The sequence below is a fragment of the Arthrobacter sp. SIMBA_036 genome (genome assembly GCF_046535135.1).
In the GTDB taxonomy this organism is placed as follows: Bacteria; Actinomycetota; Actinomycetes; order Actinomycetales; family Micrococcaceae; genus Arthrobacter.
Genome location: NZ_JAWRXG010000009.1, coordinates 14,319 through 40,524, shown reverse-complemented (window position 1 = coordinate 40,524; position 26,206 = coordinate 14,319). Strand labels below are relative to the sequence as shown.

Genomic DNA, 26,206 nt, shown 5'->3' with positions numbered 1-26,206 from the left:
GAATCGATTACCAGGTTTTCTTTCGGTTGAGTGCTGAGTCCAGGTACGCCTTGGCGTGGACTGCTTGGAGAAAAGTGTCGATGACGGTTTCGTACATGGTGGCGGCCAGCAGCATGTACCTCCAGCCGCGGAGCCGCACGGTGACGATGCGTTCCACGATGAAGACGCCGGTGACTGCCATCCAGAAGGGCCGGAGGTTCAGTCCCATTCCGGTCACCAAGGCAAAGATGATGGAACCGAAATAGGCCAACGTCACCAGGACGCCGATCATGGAGAGGAACTGCCGCCCCCAGTAGGGCCGGGTGACTTTGGTCCATCCGTACTGCACGCAGTTCTCCACTGCGCCGCGCTTCCAACGGAGCCGCTGGGCCCACAGTTCACGCCAGGTGGGCATGACCTCGGTGACGAGCGTGCAGTTGGACGGTGAGGCAATCCGGTAACCCAAGGTCAGGAGGGCGAACGATAGTTCGTTGTCCTCGGTCAGTACGGAGGTGTCGTAAACGCCGCCCTTGCCGTTGCCCGGGGGGAGTGTTCCCTCCAGCCGGGCGGCAACGACGGCGCGCAGGGTCTTAACCCGGAAGAGGGCCGCGGTTCCGGTCACGACCAAGCACCTGCCGTGGAGGCGCTTGACGTCGCGTGCGTAGCGGGCGTACTCGTTGCGTTGCAGGTGGCCTACGAAACCGCCGCCGGGACCACCGCTGAATACCCCGCCCACAGCGCCAAGCAGATCGTCGGCGAGCAGGTGGGCGGTTGCGTTGTGGATGAAGTCGACGGCGAGCTGGGAGTCGGCGTCCTGTACCAGGATCAGCTCTTCGGGGTCGGCGTCGGGTAGCAAAGCGCTGAGGGCGAAGTTCAGCGCGCCGGCCTTCTTATCCTTGTTGCCGACGGTACGGATGACCTCAGCGCCCTGCGCAACGGCCAGCTCCTCGGTGTCGTCAGTGCAGTTGTCCGCCACCACGATGACCCTGTCCGGGCGACGGGTTTGGTTGTTCAAGGAGACGAGTGTCTCTGTGATACCCGCGGATTCATTGTGTGCCGGGACCAGGACTGTGACCACTCCGCCGGGGGCACGGTGGGATCCGCGGGGGACTGCGGACGTGTCGGCGTCCCGCGGCTGCGGCATGATGAGCGCGGACATCGGATCCTCCCTTCGAGTCTTGAAGTGTTGTCTCACTTAGACTCGCAACCCGACCGCAAGGAATACGCGAGGAAACCGTCAAGGAACACTCAAGGTTGGCTCAGGACTGGAGGAATGCCGCTTTAGATCCGGAATGACGTTTTGGATCTGGAATGTCGCTTAACTGCAAGAGGACGACGCCGGTGGGTTCCGGCGTCGTCCTCTTGGGTGCGGTTTGGGCTGCTTAGCGGCTCAAGCTGACCGTGAAGGTCTTCGGGCCGCTGAGGGTCACTGCGATGCCGCAGTTTTCCGCCGCTGCGCGGTGGGACAGGGACTGGACGGCGGCATCGATGGTGTGGTCGATGGCAGACTTGTCCCAGATTTTTAGCGTGATGGAGTCAGTATGTGTCGTCATTGTCAGTACTTTCACTCAGGCCGTTATCAGCCCCAAGCTTCTTTGCAGGGGCTGCATCCTCGTCGGTGAGGATTGCTGATTCAGCTTGTACGGGAACAAGTTCCCTCATTCATGGTTCATGCTGGCCACCATCATTGACAAGCCAAATCGGTCAAGTGTGATCTATTGCACGCTCCTGGTTACTCCGTGTAACCCGCCGAACTAGCCCACATGGACCCACGGACGCCGGCTGAGTTCCGGTTCGGCTTCCCGCAGGACCTCCCGGGTCACGGGCGCAATCTCGCCCTCGCCCAGGAAAAGGAACCGGAGGAGGTTGGTGATGGGATTCCCTTCAGTCCAACGGAAGTAGACGTGCGGCATCAAGCCGGTGACGTCCCTGATATGCAGCAGGACCGAGGCGATGGTATTCGGTATGACGGGACCGTGGACTTCCAAGATGCGATAGCCGTGGCGTTCGATGCCACGCACTTGGAGCTCGGTTTCAAAGTCCGAGGTGTCATCGAGCACCACCTCGAGGAACAGAGCCTGGTAGTTCAACGGCAGATGGCTGACCTCGATCGCTGAGGTGAGCTTCTCCCCGTAGGCCTCGGCCGTCAGGCGGCGCGGTTCGTGGGCGATGATGCGGATGGGACCGTCGTCGTCGTCGAACATGAACTCAAGGGCCGCACTGTCCATGTGCACGTGCGTGGCGTGGAGTTCGAAGGAACGCCGAACCCGCGAAAGCAGGGAAATGGCGATAATGCCTGCAATGAAGATGGCCGCGATCCTGATCCCCTCGGGCCGCTCAATGATGTTCGCAACCGTGGTGTAGCCGAACACAGCGGTGATGACGCCGAAGGCAACAGCGCGTTTCCGCTGGTGGCGACGCCGCGCCGAGAGCGTGACGGCCAGCGCCGCGGAGGTCATGAGCACCAGCACGCCGGTTGCGTAGGCGCCACCTTGGGCGTCGACGTCGGCGTTGAACAGGAACGTAATGGTGAAACCAACCAAGGTGAAGACCAATACGAGGGGCCTTACCGCCCTGGCCCACGCCGGAGCCATCCCGTAACGGGGAAGGTACCGGGGGACGAGGTTGAGCAGGCCTGCCATCGCTGAGGCACCTGCAAACCAGAGGATGCCAATGGAACTGATGTCGTATGCCGTGCCGAACCCGAGTCCCAGATACTGATGGGCCAGGAACGCAAGAGCCCTGCCGTTGGCCTGTCCGCCGGCCTCGAACTCCTGCTGTGGGATCAGCACCACTGTGGTGAAGCTGGACGTGATCAGGAAGCTGCTCATGATGACAGCAGCCGTGGTCAGCATGCGCCGCGTCCCTTTGATGCGACCGGTGGGGCGTTCTTCGGTGTCGTCGTCCGCGCCGCGCACCTGCGGCATCACGGCCACGCCTGTCTCGAAACCGGAGAGCCCCAACGCCAGCTTGGGGAAAACGATGAGGGCAATCGCCACAGCCATCAACGGGTTGCCGTGGGAGGTCCACAAGAGTTGCCACCAGTTTCCCACCGCGATGGGGTGCCCGATGACTTCCAGCAAGGCCGTGCCCACCACCACAACGTTCAAGCTGAGGTAGAGGACCACCAGAACCACGGCCACGCCCATGGCCTCTTTGAATCCGCGCAGGAACACCGCGGCCAATAACGCCAGCAGGATCAGGGTGACGGTGACGTTTTGCCCTTGCATCCACGAGGGCATGACGGGATTCTGGATCAGGTGGGCGGTGGCGTCGGCGGCCGAGAGCGTCATGGTGATCATGAAATCGGTGGCCGCGAAACCGAGGAGGACGAGCACCAGCAACTTGCCGCCCCAGCGCGGAAGCAGCCGCTCGAGCATGGCGATGGAACCCTCACCGCGCGGGGACTCCCCGGCCACACGGCGATACACAGGCAAAGCCCCCAGGAGGGTGACGGCGACGAGCACGATCGTGGCCAGCGGGGAGATCACCCCGGCTGCCAGTGCTGCGATGGCAGGTTGATAGCCCAGGGTTGAAAAGTAGTCCACGCCCGTCAGGCACATCACCTGCCACCAGGCGTGCTTCTTCTCATCGGTGGCGCTGACACCACCGGGTCCTTGATGGCGGCCTTTGCTGTCCTGGAGGCCGAAGAGCAGCCACGTCCGGAAGGAACTTGATCCCTTGGGCTTCGGGGCCGATGGGTCTGCCGGCGTTCTGCTAAGGGTCGTCATGGCGTCCTCCTTGGATGAGGCTCATCACTGTGAGCTGAACATAGCACCGGCGCCACACTTGGCCGCCTGCCTCGGGCAATTTTTGACGATTCCTTTACGCGGTCTGAGGGTCGACGGCGCTGAGGCCGGGTTGGGTTGGGCGGTGAGGCGGGGTTGGGCGGGGCAGGGCAGACGAGAGCCGTCCGGCCCTGGTGGGGCCGGACGGAAAATGTTGCGTGACTTAGTGCTGCCCGAGAGTGCCGCCCAAAGGAGGTATCGCACCCGAAGCCGGCTTGTCGCCGTCGCGCTCGGCCGCGCTCTTGGTATCGCTCTCAGCTGTCTCGTCCGAATCGCCCTCGACGTCTGCCAGCCCGTTCGTTTGATCGAACAAGTGGCTGACCGGGTCCACGAGCGGTGTTTCCGTCGACTGTTCTGTCGACTGGTCCGTCGCGTTGTCTGGCTGCCGGTGCCGGCCCTCTGACTCGTTGGCTTCCGTGCTCACGATGCCCTCCTTCTCTGGTGTAATAATCAGGATACTTACATTATTGAGGCTAAAAGGGCTCAAGGGTAGGCCTAGGCTGCCGCTTCTTAACTTGGGAAGGACCGTCCGAGCCAAAGTGCGGAATACTGGTCCCAGGACCCGATCCCGTGAGTTGAGATTGCCCTCCGAGGAGGTGATGGCGCATGGATCCGGACAACAATGCCTTCAGGCGCAAATTGGAGCGAAGCGCTGAACTGCGTGCCGTGCGGTCCTGGGGAGGAAATGCCCAGGAGGACGCAGAGATCGAAGCCGCGGATGCGGCGGAGCGCGAAAAACGTCGGAAGGTGGACGACGCGGCCAGGGTTGAATACTTGGTCCGCGACGCAATGGCCCAGGGCAAGTTCGACAACTTGAAGTATGCCGGCAAGCCAATACCCGGACTCGGGGAACACTACGACCCTGATTGGTGGGTCAAGGGGCTCATCCAGCGTGAACAACTCAGTGGGATCGGCCCACCCGCTATTCTGCTGCGCATCGAGGATGCTGAACTTGACGCGAAGCTGGACCAGCAATACACCGAGGGGCAAGTCAGGGAAACCCTGGAAGATTTCAACAAGCGCGTCATCGAGGCCCGTAGGCAGCTGCAGGGTGGTCCGCCGGTGATCACCAAGCTCCGCGATGTTGACGCCGAGCTTGAAAGATGGCGGGAGCGCCGGGCCGCGTCAGCCCCGCCGGAGCCGGATCCTCCAACGGAAACCAAACGAACGTGGTGGCAGCGCCTCTGGAACGGCTTGGGCTAGGGGACTTGCGTCACTAAGGGACTGCGTCAGCGGGCGAAGCTGTCTTCTTTGACCTTGACGGTCGCCGGCTCCTCGTGTTCCGGCTTTCGGCGGAGGATCGAGTACAAGTGTGCCTGTTGCTGACGGAAGTGACCGTGCGCTGTGAGGCCGAATTCGTAGGCCGACTCGGCATGTTGCGTGAGGTCAACACCGGTGACTTCGTGCTCGTGAGTGACCCGGAACCCGATGGTCTTGTGGATGGCCAGCCCGATGACGAGCGTGCCCAGTCCGGACAGTGCCATGGTGATGAGGACCGCGACCGTCTGTGCCACGAGTTGCTGGGGGCCGCCGCCGTAGAGGATGCCACCGCCGTGCCCGCCCTGCGGAAGTGCGATGAAACCGAGCGAAAGCGTCCCGATGATGCCCGCACCGAAGTGCACTCCCACAACATCAAGGGAATCATCGAAGCCGAACTTGAACTTCAGATCCACAAATACGGCGCAAGCGGCGCCCGCAACGAGACCGAGAGCCAACGCGGCGAGGGGGCTGATGTTGGCACACGAGGGGGTGATCGCCACCAATCCCGCGACCACGCCCGACGCTGCACCGAGGGAAGTGGGGTGCCCGTGGCGGATCTTCTCGGTGACGAGCCAGCTCAACATGGCAGCAGCCGGTGCCACCAGTGTGTTGACCCAGATCAGGCCTGCCTGCTCAACGGTGGTCGCTGCCCCGCCATTGAAGCCGAACCATCCGAACCAGAGAATGGCGGCCCCGATCATGATGAAGGGGATGTTGTGGGGCCGGTGGTTGGGATCCTTGGCGAACCCGTGGCGCTTTCCCACGATCAAGGCGAGGACAAAAGCGGCTGTTCCCGAGCTCACTTCAACAACTGCACCACCGGCGAAGTCGATGACCTGACCGAAGACGCGACTTACAGCGCCACCGGCACTCATGAGGCCACCGCCCCAGATCATGTAGGCAAGGGGGCAATAGACCACCGTCACCCAGATGGGCACGAAGAGGGCCCAAGCACTGAACTTGGTGCGGTCCGCGATCGCGCCGCTGATGAGCGCAACAGTGATAATCGCGAAGGTTGCGGCAAAAACCACCTTGAGGAGATCCGGGGAGCCGATGAGGTCCTGGAGGCCAAAATGCGTGAAGGGGTTCCCGAACAAGCCCAGGAAGCCGTCTCCGGTAGTCATCGAGTATCCCCAGAGGACCCACATCACGCCAACAATGCCTGCCGAGATGAAGCTCATCATGATCATGTTCAGGGCTGCCTTGGCGCGGGTCATGCCGCCATAGAACAGGCCCAGTCCGGGCGTCATGAATAGCACCATCGCCGATGACAACATCAGCCAGACTTGTTGCGCAGAGATCTCCACCTGCGTTCCCTCCTGATCGGCCTGTCCCAAAGGGGCCTCAGTTACCGGCCCGCGCTACCCCCGGGTTCAATACTCGGTGAGCTTTGTTTCCGGCTCAGGAGGGCTAAGTTGCGGGTACGTTACAGAAATCGCGCCTGCGTGAAGTTCGCGTGACCGTCGTGTTTCGACATTGTTAACGGCGCTTCTCGTGAGGGCCGGCAGGGTAGCCTCCGCGCCGGCTGGCAACGATGATCGCCAAGGAGACGGCGGTGGGGACGGCAGCCGCCAACGGCACCAATTGCGCTCCGAGTGTAGTGAGGGCAAAGGCGCCGTATCCTGCGCCCACGGCGATGCCCAACTGGATAGTGACCACGGTGAGGCCGTTGGCCGCATCCTTGTGTTCCCCGCCCGCACGCAAGATAGCCGCTTGGTTATAGATACCTATTGCCCCGAACGTGACACCCCACACCGTCATCAGGCCGAACGCCCCCACCCAGGTCCCGCCAAGCACAGGCAACACCGCGAAAACGAGCAAAAGAAGCACGACGGCGGCAATCACCGAGGTTCTGGGGCGGGAATCAGCAGTCATGCCGGCGATCCAGATGCCCACCAAGCTGGCTACTCCCACCACGGACAAGGAGATACTGGTGGCAGACTCAGGCAAGCCCGAGGCCAGGAGGAACGGCGCAACGTAGGTGAAGAGGGTGAAGTGGGCCAACAGGAGGAGTGGCCACGCGGTAGCTACCGCCACCACTCCGGGCAATTTCAACGCAGCCCGGAGTGAAGGAGCCTTGGTGTTGCGTGCGTCGTGGGCGGCCGGCAGGAGCCACAACGCCAGGAATGCCAAAAGAGCGCCAACTCCGGCGAGCACAAGGAACGAGGTCCGCCAGGTCAGGACATTCCCCATGAGCGTCCCGATGGGTGCGCCTACGGCGAGCGCGATACTGTTTCCGCTAAAGACGACCGCCATGGCCTTCCCCACGGAGTGGGCTGGAACTATGCGTGCAACGTACGGTGCCATGCTGGACCACAGCATCCCGTGCGCAACCCCACCCAAGAGCCTGGCGCCAACGGCCCAACCCAGCGAGGGACTGAACGCCAACAGGATGTTACTGACGGCGAAGGCCAGAACGGTGGCGATCAGGAGTGTCTTCCGTGGAACGCGGCCAGCCAGGAGCCGGGACAGTGGGAGGGCGGTGAAAACGATGATTGCTGCGTAGGCGGCGGTGAGTGACCCTACTGCTGATTCCTCCACGCCGAGGTCGCGGCTGATTTGGGGCAGCAGGCCTGAGGGAAGCAGCTCGGTAGTGACCGCTGTGAACCCTGCGGCGGCGAGTACCAGCAGGCCGGCCCACGGAATCTTCTGGGGACCACGCCCGGGAACTGCTGTTGATCCGTAGGCGGCTCGTTCTTCTTTCGCCAGGGGCTGGGCGTCGGGTAGGGTCGCTCCGATAACGGAAGGGTCCTGCTTCAAAGATGGCTCCTCATGGATGGATGGTTGGGGCGGTGCTCAGCGGGGATATGTCCAACGCTACGCATCCTTAGCGTTATGAGGGAGGCCCTGTCAGACACCCCTTCGCGCCAACACACTTTGTCACCCGGGCATTCCTTGGCGCAGACTTGGCCTTGTGAAGCCCTTCCTGTTGCTCGCCACCCGGGCCGAAGACGCCGCAGCCGACGACGAGTACCGGGCTTTCCTCCAGTATTGTGGCCTGGCTTCGGAGGAATTGGTCCGTATCCGGATGGAATCGGTCCCCCTTCCTCCCCTCGAACTGGGCGACTATTCCGGCGTCATTGTCGGAGGCAGCCCATACACTTCCAGCGATCCTGTAGGCGAAAAGAGCGCAGCCCAAGTCAGGGTCGAGGCGGAGCTTTCGGGTCTTTTGGACCGCATTGTGGCCGACGATTTCCCCTTCCTCGGTGCCTGCTACGGGGTAGGCACGTTAGGTACGCATCAGGGCGCCGTCATTGATCGAAAGTTCGGCGAGCCGGTGGGGTCCGCGGAGATCGAACTGACCGCGGAGGGGGAGCGTGATCCCCTTCTCAAGGGCGTTCCGCATCGTTTTGAGGCGTTCGTCGGTCATAAGGAGGCGTGCAGCCAGTTGCCTACTGGCGCGGTGCTGCTGGCCAGCTCCGCAGCCTGCCCGGTCCACATGTTCCGGGTGAAAAACAACCTCTACGCCACGCAGTTCCATCCCGAATTGGATGCAGATGGACTCATCACGCGTATCGACATCTATAAGGACGCGGGATACTTCCCGCCGCACGCTGCCGACGAGCTCATCCAACGGGCACGTCAAGCATCGGTGACCGAGCCCATGAGGATCCTCAAGAACTTCACTGAGCGCTACGCCCGCTAGTTGTGGGGCCTGCTACGCAGGGTTGGGGTTGCGGGGAGTGGGTAGAGCGGGCCCCGCAACGCTGGGTGGGTTTGTTGTGGGGCCTGGTAAGCAGGGTTGGGTTTGCGGGGAGTGGGTAGAGCGGGCCCCGCAACGCAGGGTCAGTGGCCTGTCAGCCTTGGCGCTGAGGGCGCGGGTGTTGCCGGAGCCGGTGGAGGGGCGGGGGCTGGGAAAGGACCGCTCGGGTAGAGGGCGGTAGCTTGCATCATGTAGTTCGCCCACTGTGGCCCGGCAATCATGTACCCGTCCAGGGAGGGGTAGAACGTACCGTTGATGGTGACGTTTTGCCCGGCCCGCTGCTGGCCCGCCGTCGTATCTCCAAAGAACGACGCCGTCGCCAGGGCTGTGGTGTAACCGGCCACCCAGGTGGCTCCATTGTTGTTGGACGTCCCTGTCTTGGCCGCCACGGGCACCTGGTTTTGGACTTTGGGGTTGATGTAGATGCCGGAGCCAAGCTTGAGGACGTCCTGGAGGACCGCATTGACACCCCGGGCGACTTCCGGTTTGACGGCGCTGCGACACTGTGGCGACTGGGCTTGGTACTTGCGCCCTTGGAAATCGCTGACCTGGGTGATGGCGATCGGCTTGCAGTACGTCCCGTCGTCGGCGAAGGTGGCGTACGCGCTTGCCAGTACCAGCGGCGAGACGCCGATTGAGCCCAACAGGTTGCCGATTTGGTGCATGTTGACCGGCGCGTTATCCACTCCGCTGTGCAGTCCCACCGCGTCAACCATCCGTTGGATACCGCAAAAATCCAGTTGCGCGGCAGTGGCAAAGGTGGCCGTGTTGATGGAGTTGTACAGGCCGTAGTTGATGGGCATGGCGCGGTAGTAGCCGGGCTCGTTGTTTTGCAGGTCGTCGTCGGCACCGAGGTTGGCGTTCTTCTGCGCCGTGCTGTATCCGCCCAGTACCGGGCCACACGTTGAGTGCCATGGGAAACCAACGGGATAAACCCGGCGGGAGGCATCGACGACGGCGGTAGGAGACTTCCCTTCGTTGAGCCACTCGGCGAAGATGAACGGCTTCATAGTGGATCCAGGCTGGAAACCACCCGCGCCGTTGAGGTCTTCTCCGTTCTCGTCCTTGGCATCGACACTGAAATTGAGTTGGGTGTCGAACTTGCCATCTTGCGGCACGAACACTGTATTTTGCGCCATCGCCAGGATCTTCCCCGTACCTGGCTGCACGGTGGTCATTGCTGCGCCCCACTTGTCCGGGTTCGCGCCCGCCGAGGCATCCACCTGAGTCTGTGCCACTGACTGCAAGCGGCTATCCAAGGTGGTGGTGATGGTCAGCCCGCCGCGGTAAAGCAGCCGGGCCCGGTCATCGGCCGTCGCTCCATAGGCCGGGTCATTGAGGATGAGATGCGAGACATAATCGCAGAAATAGATGGCGATGGAGGCTCCGGCGCATCCTTGCAAGGACGGGCTGATGTTCAGGCCCACGGGAGCAGCCACGGCCGCGTCGTGCTCGGCATGGGTGATTTTGCCCTGCTCCAGCATCCGGTCCAGCACCAGGTTCCGCCGGCCGATCGATGCTTTTGGGTCCACTATGGGGTCATAGACGCTGGGCCCGTTCACCAGTCCGGCCAGCAGGGCAGCCTGTGGCAGGGTCAGTTTCTTCGCAGTAGTGCTGAAGAAATAGTGTGATGCGGCTTCGATGCCGTAGGCGTTTCGGTTGAAGAAGACGATGTTCAGGTAGCCTTCGAGGATCTGGTCCTTGGTGAAGCGCTTCTCCAGCTCCAGGGCCAGCTTCATTTCACGGAGTTTGTCCCCCAACGTCTTATCGCCACTCAACACCACATCTTCCGGGCGGCCCTCGGTGAGCCGGGATTCGTTCAGGACGTTGGTGACGTACTGCTGGGTGAGGGTCGAAGCCCCCTGATGGGTGCCCTTTGTCAGGTTTGACGTCAAGGCGCGGAGAATTCCTTGGGCATCGACCCCCGGATGTTGATAGAACCGGCTGTCCTCAACGGCCACGATCGCTTCCCGAATGAACGGCGACATGTCCTGCAACGACACCCTCACTCGGTTCTCCGCGTAGAACGTGGCGATGTGTTGGCCGTCAGCGGTCACCACGTTGCTGGAGAGCGACGGCGAATTGATGTCGAGTTCGCTGGGCAGGCCCTCGTAAAAACCGATGGATCCGCCAAGCGTCGTGCTGGTGAAGGCCGCCGCCGGGACCATCAGGCCGCATAACAGGACTCCGCATAAGCCGCTCACCAGGAAGAAGCTAAGGATCCTCAGAAGGACCCAGCCAAGACCTGAACGTGCACCCGTATTCCGTGCCATGCTGTGCCATCCCATCGAGATGCCAGGCTGAAAATTAGCTACAGAATACGTCCGAGTCCGCACATGATCCATCGATTCGAGGCCGGATCAGGTCCCAACTCGGCTTCAATCCAGCGGGAGTGTCACCCGCACGCTGGTGCCCTGCCCAACTGCAGAGTCGATCTTGACTGTTCCACCGGCGTCGTGAACTGCTATGGACATCAGAAGCAGGCCGAAGCCGTGCCGCCGTCCGCTGGGGGAGGCGTGGATTTCGAAGCCTTTGCCATCGTCCGTAATGGTGAGTTGGATGCCGTGGTAGACGGCGTTCAGCCGGATGCTCAGTGAGCTGGCGTCCGCGTAGTTGAGGGTGTTGCTGAAGGTTTCCTGGGCAACGTGATACAGGAGGCCGGCTGCGGCGGAAGAGATCTCGATGCCATGGTGCGGGGTGTCCCAATGGACCCTCACACCCGCCCGGCGCAGCGGTTCGGCGAGCCTGTCAATGCTGCCGGCGACTCCCAAGGCGTAGAAGTCCACTGGGTGCTGATCCTGGATGATGCCCCTGACCGCCACCACGTCACTCAAAGTTGATGCCTGTTCCATTGCTTTCCCCACATCGTCGTGCTTCATGATGGAAATTCGTAGCCGGGGGCCTTTGGTATGGGTCCTTCGCCTGCTTCCAGCGTGGCGCCGCAACATCAAGGAACGTTTTCGATTGGCTCAATTTCGCATCAAGGTTGGTGTGGCCGGTTGCGTGGGTGTGTTGGGTTTAGTATCGCTGCAGGTCGGCCGTCCGGGCTGCTTCCTCGATGCGGTACCGGTAGGCTGCCCATTCTTCTGAGTTACGCGCTGGCATGTTCGCATCGTTGGCCTTCATCCCGGCCGAACCGTCGATGAGCTCACGGATGATATCTGCGTGCCCTGCATGCCTGGCCGTCTCGACGCACATGTGGACGAGGATCTGGTGGAGGCTCACGTTACGCCGCTCTTCGGGCCACCACGGGACGACGCCGGGCGCGTTCAAGGAGAGCGCTTCGATCGTTTCGTCGCTGTGCCGGGCCGAGTAGTGGTGGAACTCGATGATCTCTTCGCGGGATTCGTTGGCCGGGACCCACATGTCCGAGTCCGGCTCGGCGTTCTCCTGCAGCCATGGAAGTTCCTTGTCGCTTGGCCGCCCGAACGTCTCACCGAAATACCCCAGCTGCACAGTGGCTACGTGCTTGACGAGGCCCAGCAGGTTGGTTCCCGTGGGCGTCAGGGGCCTTCGGGCGTCATACTCACTGAGGTTCTCAACCTTTCCCAGCAGTTCGGCCCTCCGCAGTCGCAGGTAGGTGTGCAGCGTCGTCTTGTGGTCCATGTGCTGCACTGTACAGACCTCCACGCGGCTGAAAACGGCTTCGCGGGCGACACGCGAAAATCGCCGGGACCCTCCCAGCGAAGGGGAGGGTCCCGGCGATCCAGCGATCAAGCGGCGTAGCGAAAGCCGGGGCTAGGTGAGCTTCACCTGGCGGTTCATGTCCTTGTACAGCAGGTAACGGAACTCGCCCGGACCACCGGCATAGCAAGCCTGCGGGCAGAACGCCCGAAGCCACATGAAGTCGCCGGCCTCAACCTCAACCCAGTCGTTGTTGAGCAAGTACATGGCCTTGCCCTCCAGGACGTACAGGCCGTGCTCCATGACGTGGGTTTCCGGGAAGGGGATCACGCCGCCGGGCTGGAAGGTGACGATGTTGACCTGCATGTCGTGCGCGAGGTCGCTGGAATCAGTGAAGCGCGTGGTCTTCCAGACGTCGTTCGTGTCTGGCATGGACGTGGGCTCCACGTCCTTCTCGTTGGTGACGAACGACTTCGCTTCGAACCCTTCGAGCCGCTCGTAGGCTTTGCGGATCCAGTGGAAGGAGACGATGTCGTCGGACACGTTCTCCAGTCCCCACTCCGAGCCGGCTGCGAGGTACGCGTAGCCGCCCTCCTCGAGGTGGTGGAGCTCGCCGTCGAGCGTCAGGTTGACCTCACCCTTGGTGACAAAGATGACGCCTTCGACGCCGGATTCGAACTCGGCCTTCGGCGCACCGCCGCCCGGGGCGATCTCGACGATCAGCTGGGAGAACGTGGTGGCGAATCCGGAAATCGGCCGCGCGATGATCCACGAACGGGTGTTGGAGAACCCGGGCAGGTTGCTGGTGACGATGTCCGTCATGACGCCCTTGGGGATCACCGTGTACGCCTCGGTGACGATGGCCCGTTCCGTGGTGAGGTGGGTCTGCGGCGGCAATCCGCCTTGTGGGTAGTAGTACTTGCCCATGCGAAATGCTCCTATCAGTGGGACGTCGGTTGTGCGAGCCGCGGGTGCGCCAGCGCTGTCAGCTGTGAAAGTTCGACGCCGGCAAGCGCCTTGACCTCGTCGGTTCCCACTGCGCCGCACTGGACGCCGCGGAGAACGAAGCCGGCAAGGGCGCGCGCCGTCGCGGGTTCATCCATGACGCCGCCTTCGGTGCGTTCCACATAGTTGCGCAGGCGCAGGGCCGCTGCGGGGAGGCCTTCGCGGTAGAAAGCGTACGACGCCGAAAAACGGCTGGGGAGCTGGGCGGCGTGGAGATCCCAGCCCTGGTAATAGCCGTTTTCCAGCGAGCGACGGACCAGACGGCCATGCAGTTTCCATGCATCTTCCACGGCGTCGCCCACGGGGATGATGTTGGTGGAACCGTCGGAGAGGCGGATGCCTGTACCGGCAACAGCGAGCTGCATGACTTCCTTGGCGAAGTCGGCCACAGGGTGCTCCATGGACTGGTACTCCGCGGAAATCCCCAAGGAAGCACTGTAGTCGTACGTTCCGTAGTGGAGGGCGCTGATGCGGCCGGGCACCACGTGCGCCAACTGCGCCACTGGCGAAGTCCCGTCCGCGCCGATGATGAGCTGCGGCGTTTCCACCTGCACCTCAAAACGGAGCCGGCCAGCGGGGAGCCCAAGGACTTCCTCCAAGCGCGAAACAGCGAAGTCCATGGCTTGCACCTGGGCAACGGTGGTGACCTTGGGCAGGGTGAGGATCAGTCCCGAGGGAAGCTCCCCGGCCGCTGCGAGCGTGGACACGAACAGGTCCAAGGTGCGCAGGCCGCGGGCCCGGGTGGGCGCTTCGAAGCACTTGAAACGGATGCCGATGAACGGCGGAGCTGTTCCGGCCGCAACCGCAGCGGCAACAGCGTTGGCGGCAGCAACGGCGTCGGCGTCTTCTGCTTCATCGCCACGATCGCCGTAACCGTCTTCGAAGTCCAAACGGAGGTCCTCGATCGGTTCGGCGGACAGCTTGGCTGCTACCCGTGAAGCAACCGCGGCAGCGAGCTCGGGCTCCTGGCCCAGCAACTGCCCGAGCTTTTCGAGGCCGCCGTGGGCTTCCGCCGTCGCGAGGGCCTGGGCGCCCCAGTCCGCCACGAAGGTGGGCGTGAAGCGGTCGGCCGGGACGTAAACGGTGTGGATGGGCTGGCGGGAGCCGTCGTCGCCGGGGTAGTTGCGGTCAAGCAACTCATCGGTGGCCGAGAGCTGCGCCTCGATATGCGCGAGGTCAGCGGAGGTAAACGAACTCATCAGCCCACCAACTCATACGCGGGCGTGGTGAGGAAGTCCGTGTAGTCGTCCGACAAACAGATGTCCTCGATCAGCTTGGACGCCGGCTCGTAGTACTTGGTGAAGTTCTCGTCGCCGAACTCGATGCGCAGGCGCTCGGTCTCTTCCCCGAGGATGCGGGTCACCAGTTCACGGGTCACGGTGTTGCCGGTGTCGGCAAGGATGGACTTGTTGCGGAGCTGCTGCCACACCTGCGAGCGGGAGATTTCCGCCGTGGCAGCATCTTCCATGAGGTTGTGGATGGCCACGGCGCCACTGCCGGAGATCCAGACGCCGGTGTAGGCGACGGCGACATATAGGTTCAACCGTAGCCCGGCTTCCGTGACGGTCCCGCCGGCGGAGGCGACGTCGATGAGCTGCTCTGCGGTGACGTTGACCTCGGGGCGCTGCTTGTCCAGCTGGTTGGGCCGGCCCCCCATGGCGGGATCGCCCAGCACGGAGTCGAATACTTCGCGGCAGGTGGGCACGAGGTCCGGGTGCGCTACCCATGAGCCGTCAAAGCCATCGTTTGCCTCGCGCGTCTTGTCCGCGCGGACCTTGTCGAAGGCGGCGGCGGTGACGTCGGGCTGCTTGCGGTTGGGGATGACGGCGGCCATACCGCCCATGGCGAACGCGCCGCGCTTGTGGCAGGTCTTCACCAAGAGCTCGGTGTAGGCGCGCATGAAGGGAGCCGTCATGGCAACCGTGGCGCGATCCGGGAGGACGAACTCTTCGCCGGCATCACGGAAGTACTTGATGATGCTGAAGAGGTAGTCCCACCGCCCGGCGTTCAGGCCGGAAGCGTGGTCACGCAGTTCGTAGAGGATTTCGTCCATTTCGAAGGCTGCCGGGATGGTTTCGATCAGCACGGTGGCGCGGATGCTGCCCTGCGGGACGCCGAGGAAGTCCTGGGCGAACACGAAGACATCATTCCAGAGGCGGGCTTCGAGGTGGCTCTCCATCTTGGGCAGGTAGTAGTACGGGCCCTGGCCGTTGAGCAGCAGCTGCTTGGCGATGTGGAAGAAGTGCAAGCCGAAGTCCACCAGCGCGCCAACGGCGGGTTCGCCGTCGAGCAGCAGGTGGTTCTCCTCCATGTGCCACCCGCGCGGGCGGGCGACGACGACGGCGAGCGGCGCGTCGGTCCGGAGCCGGTATTCCTTGCCCTCGGGCGAGGTGTAGCTCAGGGTTCCCCTGGCGGCATCGCGGAGGTTGAGGATGGCGTCGATGACGTTGTGCCACGTGGGGGTGGAAGCGTCTTCAAGGTCGGCGAGCCATACCTTGGCGCCGGAGTTCAGCGCGTTGATGGCCATCTTGGCCGGGGTTGCCGGGCCGGTCATCTCGACGCGGCGGTCCTGCAAGGCTGCCGGTGCTTCGGCGACCTTCCAGTCGCCGTCGCGGATTTCCCGGGTCTCCGGGAGGAAGTCCAGGCGGCCGGTCTCCGCAACCCTCTGGCGCTTGACCTTCCGGGCCTGCAAGAGCTCGTTGCGGGTGCCGGCGAAGCGTTGGTGCAGTTCCTCGATGAAGCCCAGTGCCTCGGGGGTGAGGATTTCCTCGGCGCGATCTACCGGCCGGGGATCAGTGACTGTGATAGCCATGGTGACGTGTCCTTTTCTAGAGTGCGCTGGTGCTAGAGGGCGCTGGCGGCGTTGGCGTGCGCAGCATTCGCTACAGCGGCAGCCACATCGGCGGCAACATGGGGATCGAAGACGCTGGGGATAATGTAACTCGCGTTCAGCTCATCGTCAGCCACCCGGTTGGCAATTGCCTCGGCTGCGGCCACCAGCATGTTCGGCGTGATGTCAGAGGCCCCTGCATCCAAGAGGCCGCGGAAGAAGCCGGGGAATGCCAGCACGTTGTTGATCTGGTTCGGGAAGTCGCTGCGGCCGGTGGCTACGACGGCTGCGTGCTTCGAAGCGATGACGGGATCGATCTCCGGCGTCGGGTTGGCCATGGCGAACACGATTGCGTTCTCGGCCATGGAAGCGACCTGCTCTTCGCCGATCACATGCGGGGCGCTGACGCCGATGAAGACGTCCGCGCCGTTGAGGGCGTCGTGCAGGGTTCCGGAGAAGCCTTCTTCGTTGGTGTTTTCGGCAATCCAGCTGCGGTGTTCGTCGTCGTACTTCTGGCCCGAGTGGATGGCGCCGGAGCGGCCTGCGGCGATGATGTGCTGCGCGCCCTGGGCCTTGAGGAGCTGGATGATGGCGGAGCCGGCAGCGCCGACGCCGGAAACCACGATCTTGACCTCGGACAGCTTCTTATCCACGACGCGGAGGGCGTTGACCAAAGCTGCCAACGTAACGATCGCCGTGCCGTGCTGATCATCGTGGAAGACCGGGATGTCCAGCTCTTCACGGAGACGGTTTTCGATCTCGAAGCAGCGCGGGGCAGCGATGTCCTCGAGGTTGATGCCGCCGTAGACCGGAGCCATGGCCTTGGCAATCATGATGATTTCCTCGGTGTCCTGGGTGTCCAGGCACACGGGCCAGGCGTCAACGTTGGCGAACTGCTTGAACAGCGCAGCTTTGCCTTCCATGACGGGCAGGGCCGCGGCGGGGCCGATGTTACCCAAGCCGAGAACAGCTGATCCGTCAGTAAGCACGGCGATCGTGTTGCGCTTGACCGTCAGGTTGCGGGCTGCGGCCGGGTCTTCTGCAATGGCCAGGCAAACACGGGCGACGCCGGGAGTGTAGGCACGTGAGAGGTCGTCGCGGTTGCGCAGGGCTACTTTGGGGACCACCTCGAGTTTGCCGCCGAGGTGCATGAGGAAGGTGCGGTCCGAGACGTGCTGGACCGTGACGCCGTCGAGCGCGTTCAGGGCGTCCTTCACGCGGGCGGCGTGGTTGTCATCGGTGGTGTTGCAGGTGACGTCGACGACGATCTTCTCGTGGTGGGATTCCGTGACGTCCAAGGCAGTGATCGCAGCGCCGGCTGCACCAACGGCAGCGGCAAGTTCGCTGGTAGCGGTGAAGCTCGACGGTGCGGCGACGCGCAGGGTGATCGAGTTTCCGGGGCTCGGATTCGCCATTGAAATTCCTCCTGTAAGGCCCGTTCCCGGGCCGCCGTTCCAACTAAATGTTTTCGTATTATGGATATTATTATCTACAAAGTGGAAACACAACCCCTGACTTGGTCATGTTCGGTGTCATCGCGTACTGGGCACGCGTGCTGTATGTTGGGTGTTCTAAGCAATTCTTTTCACGATGCGGATAAGAGTTGTCGGAATTTGAGTCATTGGAGACAAGGGAATGGCTGAAAAAGCCTCCGGAGGCGTGCAGTCCGTTGAGCGCGTCTTTGAACTGCTGGAACTGATCACGGACGCGGGCGGCGACGTCACACTGAGCGAGCTCTCCTCGTCCACTGACCTCCCTTTGCCCACTATCCATCGCCTCTTGCGGACGTTGGTGGCCCTCGGCTATATCCGCCAGCTGCCCAACCGCCGCTACGCCCTGGGCCCGCGGCTCATCCGGCTCGGCGAAGGTGCCAGCAAGCAACTCGGCGCCGTCGCCCGCCCCCAGCTCAAGACCCTCGTGGAACGCCTCGGTGAAACCTCCAACATGGCCGTCCTCGATTCGGACATGGTCATCTACGTCGCCCAGGTGCCGTCGATGCACTCCATGCGCATGTTCACCGAAGTTGGCCGCCGCGCGCACACGCACGATACCGGCGTCGGCAAGGCGATCCTGGCCCAGCTCGACGACGAAGTGGTCCGCGGCATCGTGGCCCGCACGGGAATGCCCACGCCCACGGCCAAGAGCATCGGGGACATCGACTCCCTGCTCGCGGACCTGGCACTGATCCGTGAACGTGGCTACTCCATTGATGAGGAAGAGCAGGAGCTCGGCGTTCGCTGCTTCGCCATGGCTGTCCCCAACGCCCCGACTCCCACTGCGATCTCCGTGTCCGGCCCGATCACCCGCGTGGACCAGAGCTTCGCGGACCGCGCCGTGCCCATGCTGCGTGAAGCCGCCCAAGCGATCTCCGCGGAGCTCAACCAAAACTAACGCGGAGTTGGCATGTGATGGCAATGTTTCCCGGAAACATTGCCATCTTTTGCTATGTCCGCGAAGCAAAGAAGGGCGGCAGTGCTCCCATGGGGAAACACGGCCGCCCTTCATCTGCCGACCCTCTAGTGCTCGGACGCGCTTGAGGTTTTGAGCGGGACCTCGTTGCCTTCGGCGTCGATGAGCTTGCCGTTTTCGAAACGGTCTCCCTCGGTGAGGCACTTGATGTCCGCTTCGCTGACAATCCGGTCAGTTCCGGCGACGAACACCGATTGGTTATCGGAGTTACCGGCCTTGAAGTGGTTGAACAGGATGTTCAGCAGGATAGCCATGACAGCGGCCGAGCTGATGCCGGAGTGGAAGATCGTGGAGAACCAGGACGGGAACTGGTTGTAGAACGTCGGAGCCACAATCGGGATGAGGCCGAAGCCGATCGAGGTCGCCACGATGATCAGGTTCATGTTGTTCTTGTACTCGACCTTGGCGAGGGTGCGGATACCGCTGGCAGCCACCGTACCGAAAAGCACGACGCCGGCACCGCCCAGGACGGGCGTCGGAACCGCTGCGACAACCCGGCCAAGGACCGGCAGGAGGCCTAGGACCACCAGGATCAGGCCGCCGGCGCTGACCACGAAGCGGCTCTTGATGCCCGTGATGGCAACCAAGCCCACGTTCTGCGCGAAAGCACTCTGCGTGAAGGAGTTGAACAACGGGGAGATCGCACTGGAGAGCATGTCTGCCCGGAGGCCGTCGCCGACGCGCCGTGAATCAACCTTGGTGCCAACGATTTCGCCTACCGCGAGGATGTCTGCGGAAGTTTCTGTCAGCGTCACCAGGATCACGATCAGCATGGAGACGATCGAGGCGATTTGGAAGGTCGGAGCGCCGAAAGCGAAGGGAGTGGGGAAGGCCACGATGTCGCCTTGGCCGATCTTCGAGAAGTCCGCCATTCCGGTGACGAGTGCCACCACTGTGCCGATGACCATGGCCAGCAGGATGGAGAGCCTGGAGATCGCGGCGTTTCCCACCTTGCTCAGGAGAAGAACCACCGCCGTGGTGACTGCCGCGAGGCCGATGTTGGCCACGCTGCCGTAGTTGCTGGCTTTGGCATTGCCACCCATCGCCCATCCCGCAGCTACCGGCATCAGTGTCAGGCCGATGGTGGTGATGACGGTACCGGTGACCACCGGTGGGAAGAACCTAATGATCTTGGAGAACAAGGGCGTGATCAGCAGGCCGATCAGCGAGGCTACGATCACCGAGCCAAAGACCGCTTGGATACCTCCGCCGCCTTGGACAATGGCCACCATGGTGGAGACCCCGGCGAACGAAACGCCCTGAACCAGCGGCAACTGGGAACCAAACCATGGAATGCCGACAGTTTGGAGGATTGTGGCAAGGCCGCCGACGAAGAGGCATGCGGCAATCAGCAAGCCAATGTCTTGGGATGACATGCCAGCCGCAGCACCGATGATCAGTGGCGGTGCAATGATTCCGCCGTACATGGTGAGCACGTGCTGGAAACCGTAAGCGAAGGTGCTTCCGATGGAAAGTCGCTGATCTTCGGGACGTGCGGCCCGCTGTGTACGGGACGCGGTGGTATTTGCGGGGCGGGACTTCTTATTGGTGTTCATGGCAGACTCTCTGGGTTCATGGCAGACGTCTTCGTCTGGCTAACTGTGTCTGGCTAACAAATCGTGGATATTGAGGGTTTTTTGGGGTCGGGTCTGCATGCTGGCCACGCTCACGGCGGGGCGCTGTTGGGCGTGGCCTGCACACAAATCCAGGTAAAAACGAGGTAAAACGGTGGTGCTTAGCAGAAGCCGGCGATGCCGCTCCATGCAACAGGTGCAGCAGTGGTGTTCTCACGCTGGACCGTTGCTTCAATCAGGCCGTACGGGCGATCTGCCGCGTAGAAGACCTCGTTGGGGTTGTCTAAACCGAACGGGCTCAGGTCAACCAGGAAGTGGTGCTTGTTGGGCATGGAGAACTTGATCTCGGCCACTTCGCTGTGTGCTTCCAGGACTTTCTTGCCCATGTCGAACAGCGTCTGCTGCAAGGCGTGGGAGTAGTTCTCCGTGAAGCCTTCCAACAGGAGTGCCTTGATGTCTTCGTAGCTCTTGTTGAAATCGGTCGCGGCGACATCGAGGTTGGTGTTGTACCGCCACCGGGCGGAAACGTCGGTGGCCAGGATGCGGTCCGTCGTCTCCTGCAAGGTGGTGTATTTGTCACGCGGGAAGCCGACGAAGCCGGACTCGGTGGTCTTGAGGACGGTCAGGTCCTTGAGGCCGGAGACAACGTGGGTGGTTGCGCCATCCCGGACGACGACGGCGGTGCGCACCTCTTGGCCGTTGCGGACAAAGCTGTGGTTGTGCTCGGATCCGTGGGCCTGGATCCGATCCCAGGAGTAGGCCTCGGCTTCCCAGCGGCCACCGGTGACCCAGTCGAACTCGCCGGTGAAGTGATCCGCAAGGCGGAGGAGGAACGACTCAGGGGAGCCGACACCTTCGCGGGCAAAGGCGTAGACCGTGTTCTTTTGGGTGTCCGTGGCAACGACGTGGCCGTTGTCGCCTTCCAGGTGCGCGGCTTGGAAATCACCGCGCAACTGGGAAGTCACGTTCAAGTCTTCGATGTGGTGGCGGTCAGTATCCCGGGTGACTTTGACGACGCGTACTTCTGCTTTGCCGTACTGGTTTTCGCCAAGGACGATGTTGTTGCTCATGGTCATATCCCAACTTCTGTGAGGTGGAACCTAGGTTCCATCAATGAAATTAAGCGCGTGTTTCCACCGCGTTTCTGGTGGAGTCGACCCAACAAAAAAAGAGCCGACATCCATTGATGCCAGCTCATTACGACCCTGCCTGCTGCTCCCAGGTTACGTGACCTGCGCCACGAACTCATTCGAGAGTAGCGCATGATTTCGGCTTGTGTACATGGCTTTCGGAGGATCGTTATGAACCTTCCAAATGTGACCGGAGCAACTCGGCTTGCCCCGATGTGGGCCTTGACGACTACTTTCCGCGTTGCATACACTTTCCACATAACAATAAAAGTTTTCCAGACTATGGAAGTTTGGAAAGTTCGAGAGCTAGTGGCGAGAAAGAGGAGGAACAGATGGACGCGAAGGATACGAACACGGTCGTGGAATTCCCGGCGCCGGGTCAGGAACTGTACCTGCCTTTCGGTGCCACGGATCCGGACTTCTATATCCCGGCCGACTGCGACCGCAAGGCCAACGGGTTTTCCCGCTGGCTCCGCGCGCTCCCGGTGTTCGGCCGGCAGCGCCCCTAAGATCACCTGCGTCACGGGGGCGCGGACTCTGCGCAACAGAGCCAAGAGGCGGGCGGTACCTGGGGAGGTGCCGCCCGCCTTTCTGCTGCCGGTTTCCCGTTCCCGCCGATTCGAGGCCTTCCTGCGCAACGTGCCGTGCGCACGGCATGTCCTGCAGCGAACCCCCGAATCGGGGCTAGCCCCTGCCGTCCAAGGACCGTAGAACACGCATTTTGAACTCGTGTTCTTGGAACAACTGCTGCCAATTAACGCGAATGAACTTCCAGCCGAGCTCCATCAGGGCCTTTTCGCGTTGCCGTTCTTGGAAGATGACCTCGTCTGTGGGCGCATAGTCGAAGTACTTGACCCTTCCATCGAACTCCAATGCCACCTTCTTCTTCCGCCAAGCGAAGTCCAGTCGGTGGCGACCGGCCGGCGACAATACCTCCACCTGTAGCTCGGGCAGTTCAATTCGCAACCGTTGAAGTAACTCGCGGGTCAGGGTTTCGCCCGGTGATTCGGACCGCGCGTCTGCCTGCTCGAGGGCCCTCCGCAGTGACAGAACACCATTTCGTCCAGCCAAGGACGCACACATTTGCCGCAACGCCGCGGTATCGGCACCCATACGCAGGCCATGATCCATCAGCACCAGCGATCTCTTGAAGTTCATCATGAGGCAGCAGTCCACGATTGTTCTCTCCAAGGAGGTGCACGGCATGCCCTGCCGAAACACGACGTCGGTGGACGTGAGTTTGCGTGCATGGGCCACCACATCCTTGCCGTGCGAAGTGCGCGACGGCGTCGAGTCCGCGGTGACGTGGACCCGATCATCCGCGTCCCACAGGAACAAGCCGTGCAGGCGTGCTGCCGAGGTGTGGCTGTAGACCAAGCCGCCAGCCGACGTCGACAATGTCCCATGCGCGTGCGCGGCGATCAGCTGTCTGCTCCGTACCCACGGTTTTTGGGCTGCCCAGGTGCTCCCTCTGATGTAGCAACCACGGCGGAGCCTGACCAGGTTGCCGGATCGCACCAGCAGCGCGATTTTCCTGTCATTGAACCCCAGCTCATGCAGTTCGTCGGTTCGCCATAGATCCATTCCTGTGGGCAGGCCGCCCGCGTTATACGTGGTCATAGTCCAAGCTTTTGGCCTCCCACACGCCATCTACATCCGGAATGAGTCCTATGTGGAAAACCCCATTTCGATGCTCCGCTGCAAACAATGCCGAGCGCACGGCCTGTGGTGCAGGGAACCATCGCATCGGCCAGGGCATGGCGGAAAACGGGCTGACGTATGCTGGTTGACGGCCACCCACTGGTAATACGTGGTCGTGGCGGCCCTGATCGGACACGGGCCGCGCAGTCCCGCACGGTGGCGCCGTCTACAGGCAGAGCGCCGGAACAGGCGGGAATCCTGCATTGATCTCTGCGCCGCGCCGGGTAACGCCCGGCTGACGATCCCTGCCTCAGCAGGAAGCGGTAGAGCCGGTGGCGGAGCCGGCACGGAAGCAGCTGTGCCCCGGCTGCCATCCCAAGGAATACACGTCATGAATCTCAAGGTCTCATTACTCGTGGCGGCGATCGCGGTAGCCGTCAGTGGCTCCGCAGTCCCGACATCTCCGCCAAGGCCGGTTGCGCCGGCGAAACTGGACAACCCGAACCTGTTCCCCGTCAGTGTCTTCTACGGCAAACCGGAGCACGCGGCGCAGTTGAAGGACATCGGCGTGAACGTGTACCAGAACGCGGAGCACGACGGGTCATCGATGGCTTCCATCACTGATACGGGCATGCTCGTCATTGCCGGCGACGAGTGGACCCGAGCGGAAGTTGGCAACAACGCAGGCGTGGTCGGATGGTCCACGTACGACGAGTGCGACATGGGCTTGGGCTGCAGCGGCTCCACCACACAACAGAACCTCGCCCAGATGCAGCAATTGGCAGCGACCCTCCGCAGTTACAAAGATGGGCGCCCGGTCATGGCCAATTACAGCAAGGGCATCTTGGGCACGTGGTGGGCCTCTGGCACCATGAATGGCTTCATGTCCGCCGTCGACTTTGCAAGCGCAGACAACTATGCCTACACCAGCCCTCCCGTCGACGATGCCGTGACCGCGTCCCCGGCTTGGCCTGCAGGGGCCAGCGCGGCAACGAGCGCAGCGTACGGTTGGCAGGTGGATCGGATGCGTTCCTACCAGGCCACTCCGGGCGTGAAACCGAACTGGGTGTTCGTGGAATCAGCTCGCCCATACCTGACCGAGTCGAATGCGAAGACGATTACGCCAGCAGATGGAGGGTGCCATGTGGTCCGGCATCATCCACGAGGCCCGGGGCATCAGTATCTTCCAGCACAACAACGACCCCGCGTTCGGGAACTACTCGCTGGTGGACATCCCCGCTGACCGGAAGGCAAAGATCAAGGCCGCACTGGCCGGTATCCAGGCCCTGGCGCCGGTCTTGAACACGCAAAGCTATGTCTGGAACGCAGGAGCTGCCGGGACGGACACCATGCTGAAATCCAAGGATGGCAGCGCGTACCTGTTTGCGGGCATCGGTCTGAAAGGCACTACCGGCTCTAAAACATTCACCCTTCCAGCCGGGATTACGGGCTCGCAGGTGCAGGTTGTGGGTGAAAACCGGACCATCGCGGTGCAGAACGGTAAGTTCACGGATTCGTTCGCCAACGAGTACACGCACCACATTTACCAGATCACCATCTAGGCTCAGTCCGTTTCGATGGTTCGCTGCATACCGTGCCGCGGGAACGGCACTCCGCGCAGGGAACCATCGAAACGGGCCGGCCGGGACTCCAAAAGCTACCCCGCCACCAGCTTCCGCGCCGCGGCCGAGTGCTCAGCGATGAGCCCGGCAACGTCCAGGTCCGGAATCACCCCGTCCACCACGCGCCATGAGCCACCCACCATCACCCGGTCTGCACGGTCCGCCCCGCAGAGCAGCAAAGCAGCTACGGGATCATGGCTTCCGGAGAACCGCAGCTCGTCCGGCTTGAACAGGGCGAGGTCCGCCTGCAGCCCGGGAGCCAACTGGCCAATATCGGTGCGCCCCAAAACCGTGGCGGACCCACGCGTTGCCCAACCAAGGGCTCTCTCCACGGGAACGGAGGCGCCGTACCTGAGCCGCTGCAAATACAGGGCCTGCCGGGCTTCGAGGATCATGTTGGACGCGTCATTGGAGGCCGATCCATCCACACCGAGCCCCACCGGAACACCTGCGGCCTCAAGCTCGAGCACCCGGGCGGTACCCGAGGCCAACCGCATGTTGGACGTTGGGCAGTGCGCGACGGCGGTGCCCGCGGCTCCCAGCCGGGCGATCTCGTCGTCGTTGAAATGGATTCCGTGTCCAAGCCACGTGCGTGAGCCCAACCAGCCCACCGATTCCAGGTAATCCACGGTTCGCAGGCCGAACATTGACCGGCAGAACTCTTCCTCGTCGATCGTCTCGGCCAGATGGGTGTGCAGCCGAACGTCAAAGTGCTCAGCCATGGCCGCCGACTCGGCCATGATTTCCTTGGTCACAGAGAAGGGCGAGCAGGGTGCCAACGCGATCTGCACCACGGCTCCCTCACCGGTCTCGTGATACCTCCGGATCAGCCGTTCGCTGTCGGCAAGGATTGTCTCGGGGGACTGGACCGTCGTCCTGGGCGGCAGGCCGCCGTCGTCCTCTCCCAACGTCATGGAGCCGCGAGTCAACGTGGCCCGCATCCCCATGGCGCGGACGGCGGCGACTTCGATGTCGATGGCATCCTCCATGCCGTCCGGGAACAGGTAATGGTGATCCGCGGCCGTGGTGCACCCTGAGAGGAGCAGCTCAGCGAGGGCCACGTGCACGGCCAGTTCCAGGCTTCGCGGAGTCAAGCGCGCCCATACCGGGTAGAGGTTCTGCAGCCACGGGAACAGTGGAGCGTTGGCCACCGGACCCCATGCGCGGGTGAGTGTTTGGTAGAAGTGGTGGTGCGTGTTGATGAGCCCTGGCAGGACCACGTGCCCGGAGGCGTCGAAAACGGAGGTGTAGGAGGCAGGCTGTCCGCCCGTTGGCACGAGCTCCACGATTTTCCCGCCATCGATAACTAGGCCGTTGCCGGCGTCGAGGTCGTTTGCGGTGAAGATGCCCAGCGGGTTTTTGATCCACAGCATGAAAGGATTCCTTGTCTGGTCGGCATATGTGCGTTCCAGCTCAGTTAGGCCTGTCTGCTGATCCAGGTTTACCGGCGCCCAGGAGCGGCCGGTTCGAAAAGCGTAAAAGGCCCGACGGCGGCAGTCAACGCCCACGGGCACGGAACGGTCACATTCGGCCAGAATAAGTAATTTCGCATGACGAAATTAAGTTTTCAAAAAACTATGG

The 26,206-nt window shown here is 62.3% G+C and carries 23 protein-coding genes; 6 read left to right on the top strand and 17 right to left on the bottom strand.

What is annotated here, in order from left to right; genetic code table 11:
* Nucleotides 1-7: 7 nt before the first annotated feature.
* The 4 genes from SB659_RS13150 to SB659_RS13135 all read right to left on the bottom strand — a co-directional run bounded on the left by SB659_RS13150 (nt 8) and on the right by SB659_RS13135 (nt 4,191).
* Entirely contained in the window at nt 8-1,138 is a 1,131-nt protein-coding gene (locus SB659_RS13150; protein WP_410550688.1) for a glycosyltransferase family 2 protein, read from the bottom strand.
* 223 nt (nt 1,139-1,361) lie between these two features.
* Entirely contained in the window at nt 1,362-1,532 is a 171-nt protein-coding gene (locus SB659_RS13145) for a hypothetical protein (RefSeq protein ID WP_198318270.1), read from the bottom strand.
* 201 nt (nt 1,533-1,733) lie between these two features.
* Nucleotides 1,734-3,710: an amino acid transporter gene (locus SB659_RS13140; protein WP_410550687.1), complete on the bottom strand. Its 1,977-nt coding sequence runs from the start codon at nt 3,708-3,710 to the stop codon at nt 1,734-1,736.
* A gap of 220 nt (nt 3,711-3,930) precedes the next feature.
* Nucleotides 3,931-4,191 (bottom strand): hypothetical protein, encoded by a 261-nt coding sequence (locus SB659_RS13135; RefSeq protein WP_284978075.1) that lies wholly within the window; start codon nt 4,189-4,191, stop codon nt 3,931-3,933.
* Nucleotides 4,192-4,373: 182 nt separating this feature from the next.
* Here SB659_RS13135 and SB659_RS13130 point away from each other — a divergent pair, with 182 nt between their 5' ends.
* Nucleotides 4,374-4,970 (top strand): DUF1992 domain-containing protein, encoded by a 597-nt coding sequence (locus SB659_RS13130; RefSeq protein ID WP_284978074.1) that lies wholly within the window; start codon nt 4,374-4,376, stop codon nt 4,968-4,970.
* Between the two features lie 26 nt (nt 4,971-4,996).
* On the opposite strand, the gene SB659_RS13125 is transcribed toward SB659_RS13130, so the two are convergent.
* Nucleotides 4,997-6,334, bottom strand: a complete 1,338-nt coding sequence (locus SB659_RS13125; protein ID WP_410550686.1) for an ammonium transporter — start codon at nt 6,332-6,334, stop codon at nt 4,997-4,999.
* Nucleotides 6,335-6,506: 172 nt separating this feature from the next.
* Complete coding sequence (locus tag SB659_RS13120) at nt 6,507-7,736, bottom strand: MFS transporter (RefSeq protein ID WP_410550799.1); 1,230 nt, start codon at nt 7,734-7,736, stop codon at nt 6,507-6,509.
* Between the two features lie 205 nt (nt 7,737-7,941).
* Here SB659_RS13120 and SB659_RS13115 point away from each other — a divergent pair, with 205 nt between their 5' ends.
* The gene (locus SB659_RS13115; protein WP_410550685.1) at nt 7,942-8,673 is read left to right on the top strand and encodes a glutamine amidotransferase; all 732 of its coding nucleotides are present in this window, start codon (nt 7,942-7,944) and stop codon (nt 8,671-8,673) included.
* 140 nt (nt 8,674-8,813) lie between these two features.
* Here the strand turns inward: SB659_RS13115 and SB659_RS13110 are convergent, their stop codons facing one another.
* The 7 genes from SB659_RS13110 to SB659_RS13080 form a co-directional block, all read right to left on the bottom strand.
* Nucleotides 8,814-11,003 (bottom strand): transglycosylase domain-containing protein, encoded by a 2,190-nt coding sequence (locus tag SB659_RS13110; RefSeq protein ID WP_410550684.1) that lies wholly within the window; start codon nt 11,001-11,003, stop codon nt 8,814-8,816.
* A gap of 105 nt (nt 11,004-11,108) precedes the next feature.
* A complete protein-coding gene (locus tag SB659_RS13105) occupies nt 11,109-11,609 on the bottom strand; it encodes a sensor histidine kinase (RefSeq protein WP_284978070.1) in 501 nt (166 codons plus the stop codon).
* 139 nt (nt 11,610-11,748) lie between these two features.
* A complete protein-coding gene (locus tag SB659_RS13100) occupies nt 11,749-12,336 on the bottom strand; it encodes a DinB family protein (protein ID WP_410550683.1) in 588 nt (195 codons plus the stop codon).
* 132 nt (nt 12,337-12,468) lie between these two features.
* Nucleotides 12,469-13,281, bottom strand: a complete 813-nt coding sequence (locus SB659_RS13095) for a bifunctional allantoicase/(S)-ureidoglycine aminohydrolase (RefSeq protein ID WP_284978068.1) — start codon at nt 13,279-13,281, stop codon at nt 12,469-12,471.
* A 14-nt stretch (nt 13,282-13,295) separates the two neighbouring features.
* On the bottom strand, nt 13,296-14,558 hold the full coding sequence (locus SB659_RS13090) for a DUF6986 family protein (RefSeq protein ID WP_410550682.1): 1,263 nt from the start codon (nt 14,556-14,558) through the stop codon (nt 13,296-13,298).
* Nucleotides 14,558-16,171: a malate synthase A gene (gene aceB, locus SB659_RS13085; RefSeq protein ID WP_410550681.1), complete on the bottom strand. Its 1,614-nt coding sequence runs from the start codon at nt 16,169-16,171 to the stop codon at nt 14,558-14,560. The genes SB659_RS13090 and aceB overlap by 1 nt, the downstream gene beginning before the upstream one ends.
* Before the next feature lie 32 nt (nt 16,172-16,203).
* On the bottom strand, nt 16,204-17,604 hold the full coding sequence (locus SB659_RS13080; protein WP_410550680.1) for an NAD-dependent malic enzyme: 1,401 nt from the start codon (nt 17,602-17,604) through the stop codon (nt 16,204-16,206).
* 220 nt (nt 17,605-17,824) lie between these two features.
* Between SB659_RS13080 and SB659_RS13075 the strand changes: the two genes are divergently transcribed.
* The gene (locus SB659_RS13075) at nt 17,825-18,580 is read left to right on the top strand and encodes an IclR family transcriptional regulator (RefSeq protein WP_284975086.1); all 756 of its coding nucleotides are present in this window, start codon (nt 17,825-17,827) and stop codon (nt 18,578-18,580) included.
* A gap of 125 nt (nt 18,581-18,705) precedes the next feature.
* On the opposite strand, the gene SB659_RS13070 is transcribed toward SB659_RS13075, so the two are convergent.
* Both SB659_RS13070 and pucL read right to left on the bottom strand, forming a co-directional pair.
* The gene (locus SB659_RS13070) at nt 18,706-20,214 is read right to left on the bottom strand and encodes a nucleobase:cation symporter-2 family protein (RefSeq protein WP_410550679.1); all 1,509 of its coding nucleotides are present in this window, start codon (nt 20,212-20,214) and stop codon (nt 18,706-18,708) included.
* Between the two features lie 179 nt (nt 20,215-20,393).
* A complete protein-coding gene (gene pucL / locus SB659_RS13065) occupies nt 20,394-21,308 on the bottom strand; it encodes a factor-independent urate hydroxylase (protein ID WP_284978063.1) in 915 nt (304 codons plus the stop codon).
* A gap of 386 nt (nt 21,309-21,694) precedes the next feature.
* Between pucL and SB659_RS13060 the strand changes: the two genes are divergently transcribed.
* Nucleotides 21,695-21,871: a hypothetical protein gene (locus tag SB659_RS13060; RefSeq protein WP_284978062.1), complete on the top strand. Its 177-nt coding sequence runs from the start codon at nt 21,695-21,697 to the stop codon at nt 21,869-21,871.
* A gap of 175 nt (nt 21,872-22,046) precedes the next feature.
* Here the strand turns inward: SB659_RS13060 and SB659_RS13055 are convergent, their stop codons facing one another.
* Nucleotides 22,047-22,982, bottom strand: coding sequence for a hypothetical protein (locus SB659_RS13055; RefSeq protein ID WP_410550678.1), 936 nt, complete (start codon nt 22,980-22,982; stop codon nt 22,047-22,049).
* Between the two features lie 412 nt (nt 22,983-23,394).
* On the opposite strand from SB659_RS13055, the gene SB659_RS13050 reads away from it, so the two are divergent.
* Both SB659_RS13050 and SB659_RS13045 read left to right on the top strand, forming a co-directional pair.
* On the top strand, nt 23,395-24,246 hold the full coding sequence (locus tag SB659_RS13050; RefSeq protein ID WP_410550677.1) for a hypothetical protein: 852 nt from the start codon (nt 23,395-23,397) through the stop codon (nt 24,244-24,246).
* The gene (locus SB659_RS13045) at nt 24,230-24,565 is read left to right on the top strand and encodes a hypothetical protein (RefSeq protein ID WP_410550676.1); all 336 of its coding nucleotides are present in this window, start codon (nt 24,230-24,232) and stop codon (nt 24,563-24,565) included. Before SB659_RS13050 ends, SB659_RS13045 begins: the two co-directional genes overlap by 17 nt.
* Before the next feature lie 95 nt (nt 24,566-24,660).
* On the opposite strand, the gene SB659_RS13040 is transcribed toward SB659_RS13045, so the two are convergent.
* A complete protein-coding gene (locus SB659_RS13040; RefSeq protein ID WP_410550675.1) occupies nt 24,661-25,998 on the bottom strand; it encodes an 8-oxoguanine deaminase in 1,338 nt (445 codons plus the stop codon).
* Nucleotides 25,999-26,206 lie beyond the last annotated feature (208 nt).

Coding starts and splice junctions, on each gene's coding strand:
- SB659_RS13070 (WP_410550679.1), bottom strand. CDS start 20,214: ATGAACACCAATAAGAAGTCCCGCCCCGCAAATACCACCGCGTCCCGT.
- SB659_RS13145 (WP_198318270.1), bottom strand. CDS start 1,532: ATGACGACACATACTGACTCCATCACGCTAAAAATCTGGGACAAGTCT.
- SB659_RS13040 (WP_410550675.1), bottom strand. CDS start 25,998: ATGCTGTGGATCAAAAACCCGCTGGGCATCTTCACCGCAAACGACCTC.
- SB659_RS13105 (WP_284978070.1), bottom strand. CDS start 11,609: ATGAAGCACGACGATGTGGGGAAAGCAATGGAACAGGCATCAACTTTG.
- SB659_RS13090 (WP_410550682.1), bottom strand. CDS start 14,558: ATGAGTTCGTTTACCTCCGCTGACCTCGCGCATATCGAGGCGCAGCTC.
- SB659_RS13150 (WP_410550688.1), bottom strand. CDS start 1,138: ATGTCCGCGCTCATCATGCCGCAGCCGCGGGACGCCGACACGTCCGCA.
- aceB (WP_410550681.1), bottom strand. CDS start 16,171: ATGGCTATCACAGTCACTGATCCCCGGCCGGTAGATCGCGCCGAGGAA.
- pucL (WP_284978063.1), bottom strand. CDS start 21,308: ATGACCATGAGCAACAACATCGTCCTTGGCGAAAACCAGTACGGCAAA.
- SB659_RS13060 (WP_284978062.1), top strand. CDS start 21,695: ATGGACGCGAAGGATACGAACACGGTCGTGGAATTCCCGGCGCCGGGT.
- SB659_RS13140 (WP_410550687.1), bottom strand. CDS start 3,710: ATGACGACCCTTAGCAGAACGCCGGCAGACCCATCGGCCCCGAAGCCC.
- SB659_RS13080 (WP_410550680.1), bottom strand. CDS start 17,604: ATGGCGAATCCGAGCCCCGGAAACTCGATCACCCTGCGCGTCGCCGCA.
- SB659_RS13100 (WP_410550683.1), bottom strand. CDS start 12,336: ATGGACCACAAGACGACGCTGCACACCTACCTGCGACTGCGGAGGGCC.
- SB659_RS13130 (WP_284978074.1), top strand. CDS start 4,374: ATGGATCCGGACAACAATGCCTTCAGGCGCAAATTGGAGCGAAGCGCT.
- SB659_RS13075 (WP_284975086.1), top strand. CDS start 17,825: ATGGCTGAAAAAGCCTCCGGAGGCGTGCAGTCCGTTGAGCGCGTCTTT.
- SB659_RS13055 (WP_410550678.1), bottom strand. CDS start 22,982: ATGACCACGTATAACGCGGGCGGCCTGCCCACAGGAATGGATCTATGG.
- SB659_RS13050 (WP_410550677.1), top strand. CDS start 23,395: ATGAATCTCAAGGTCTCATTACTCGTGGCGGCGATCGCGGTAGCCGTC.
- SB659_RS13095 (WP_284978068.1), bottom strand. CDS start 13,281: ATGGGCAAGTACTACTACCCACAAGGCGGATTGCCGCCGCAGACCCAC.
- SB659_RS13110 (WP_410550684.1), bottom strand. CDS start 11,003: ATGGCACGGAATACGGGTGCACGTTCAGGTCTTGGCTGGGTCCTTCTG.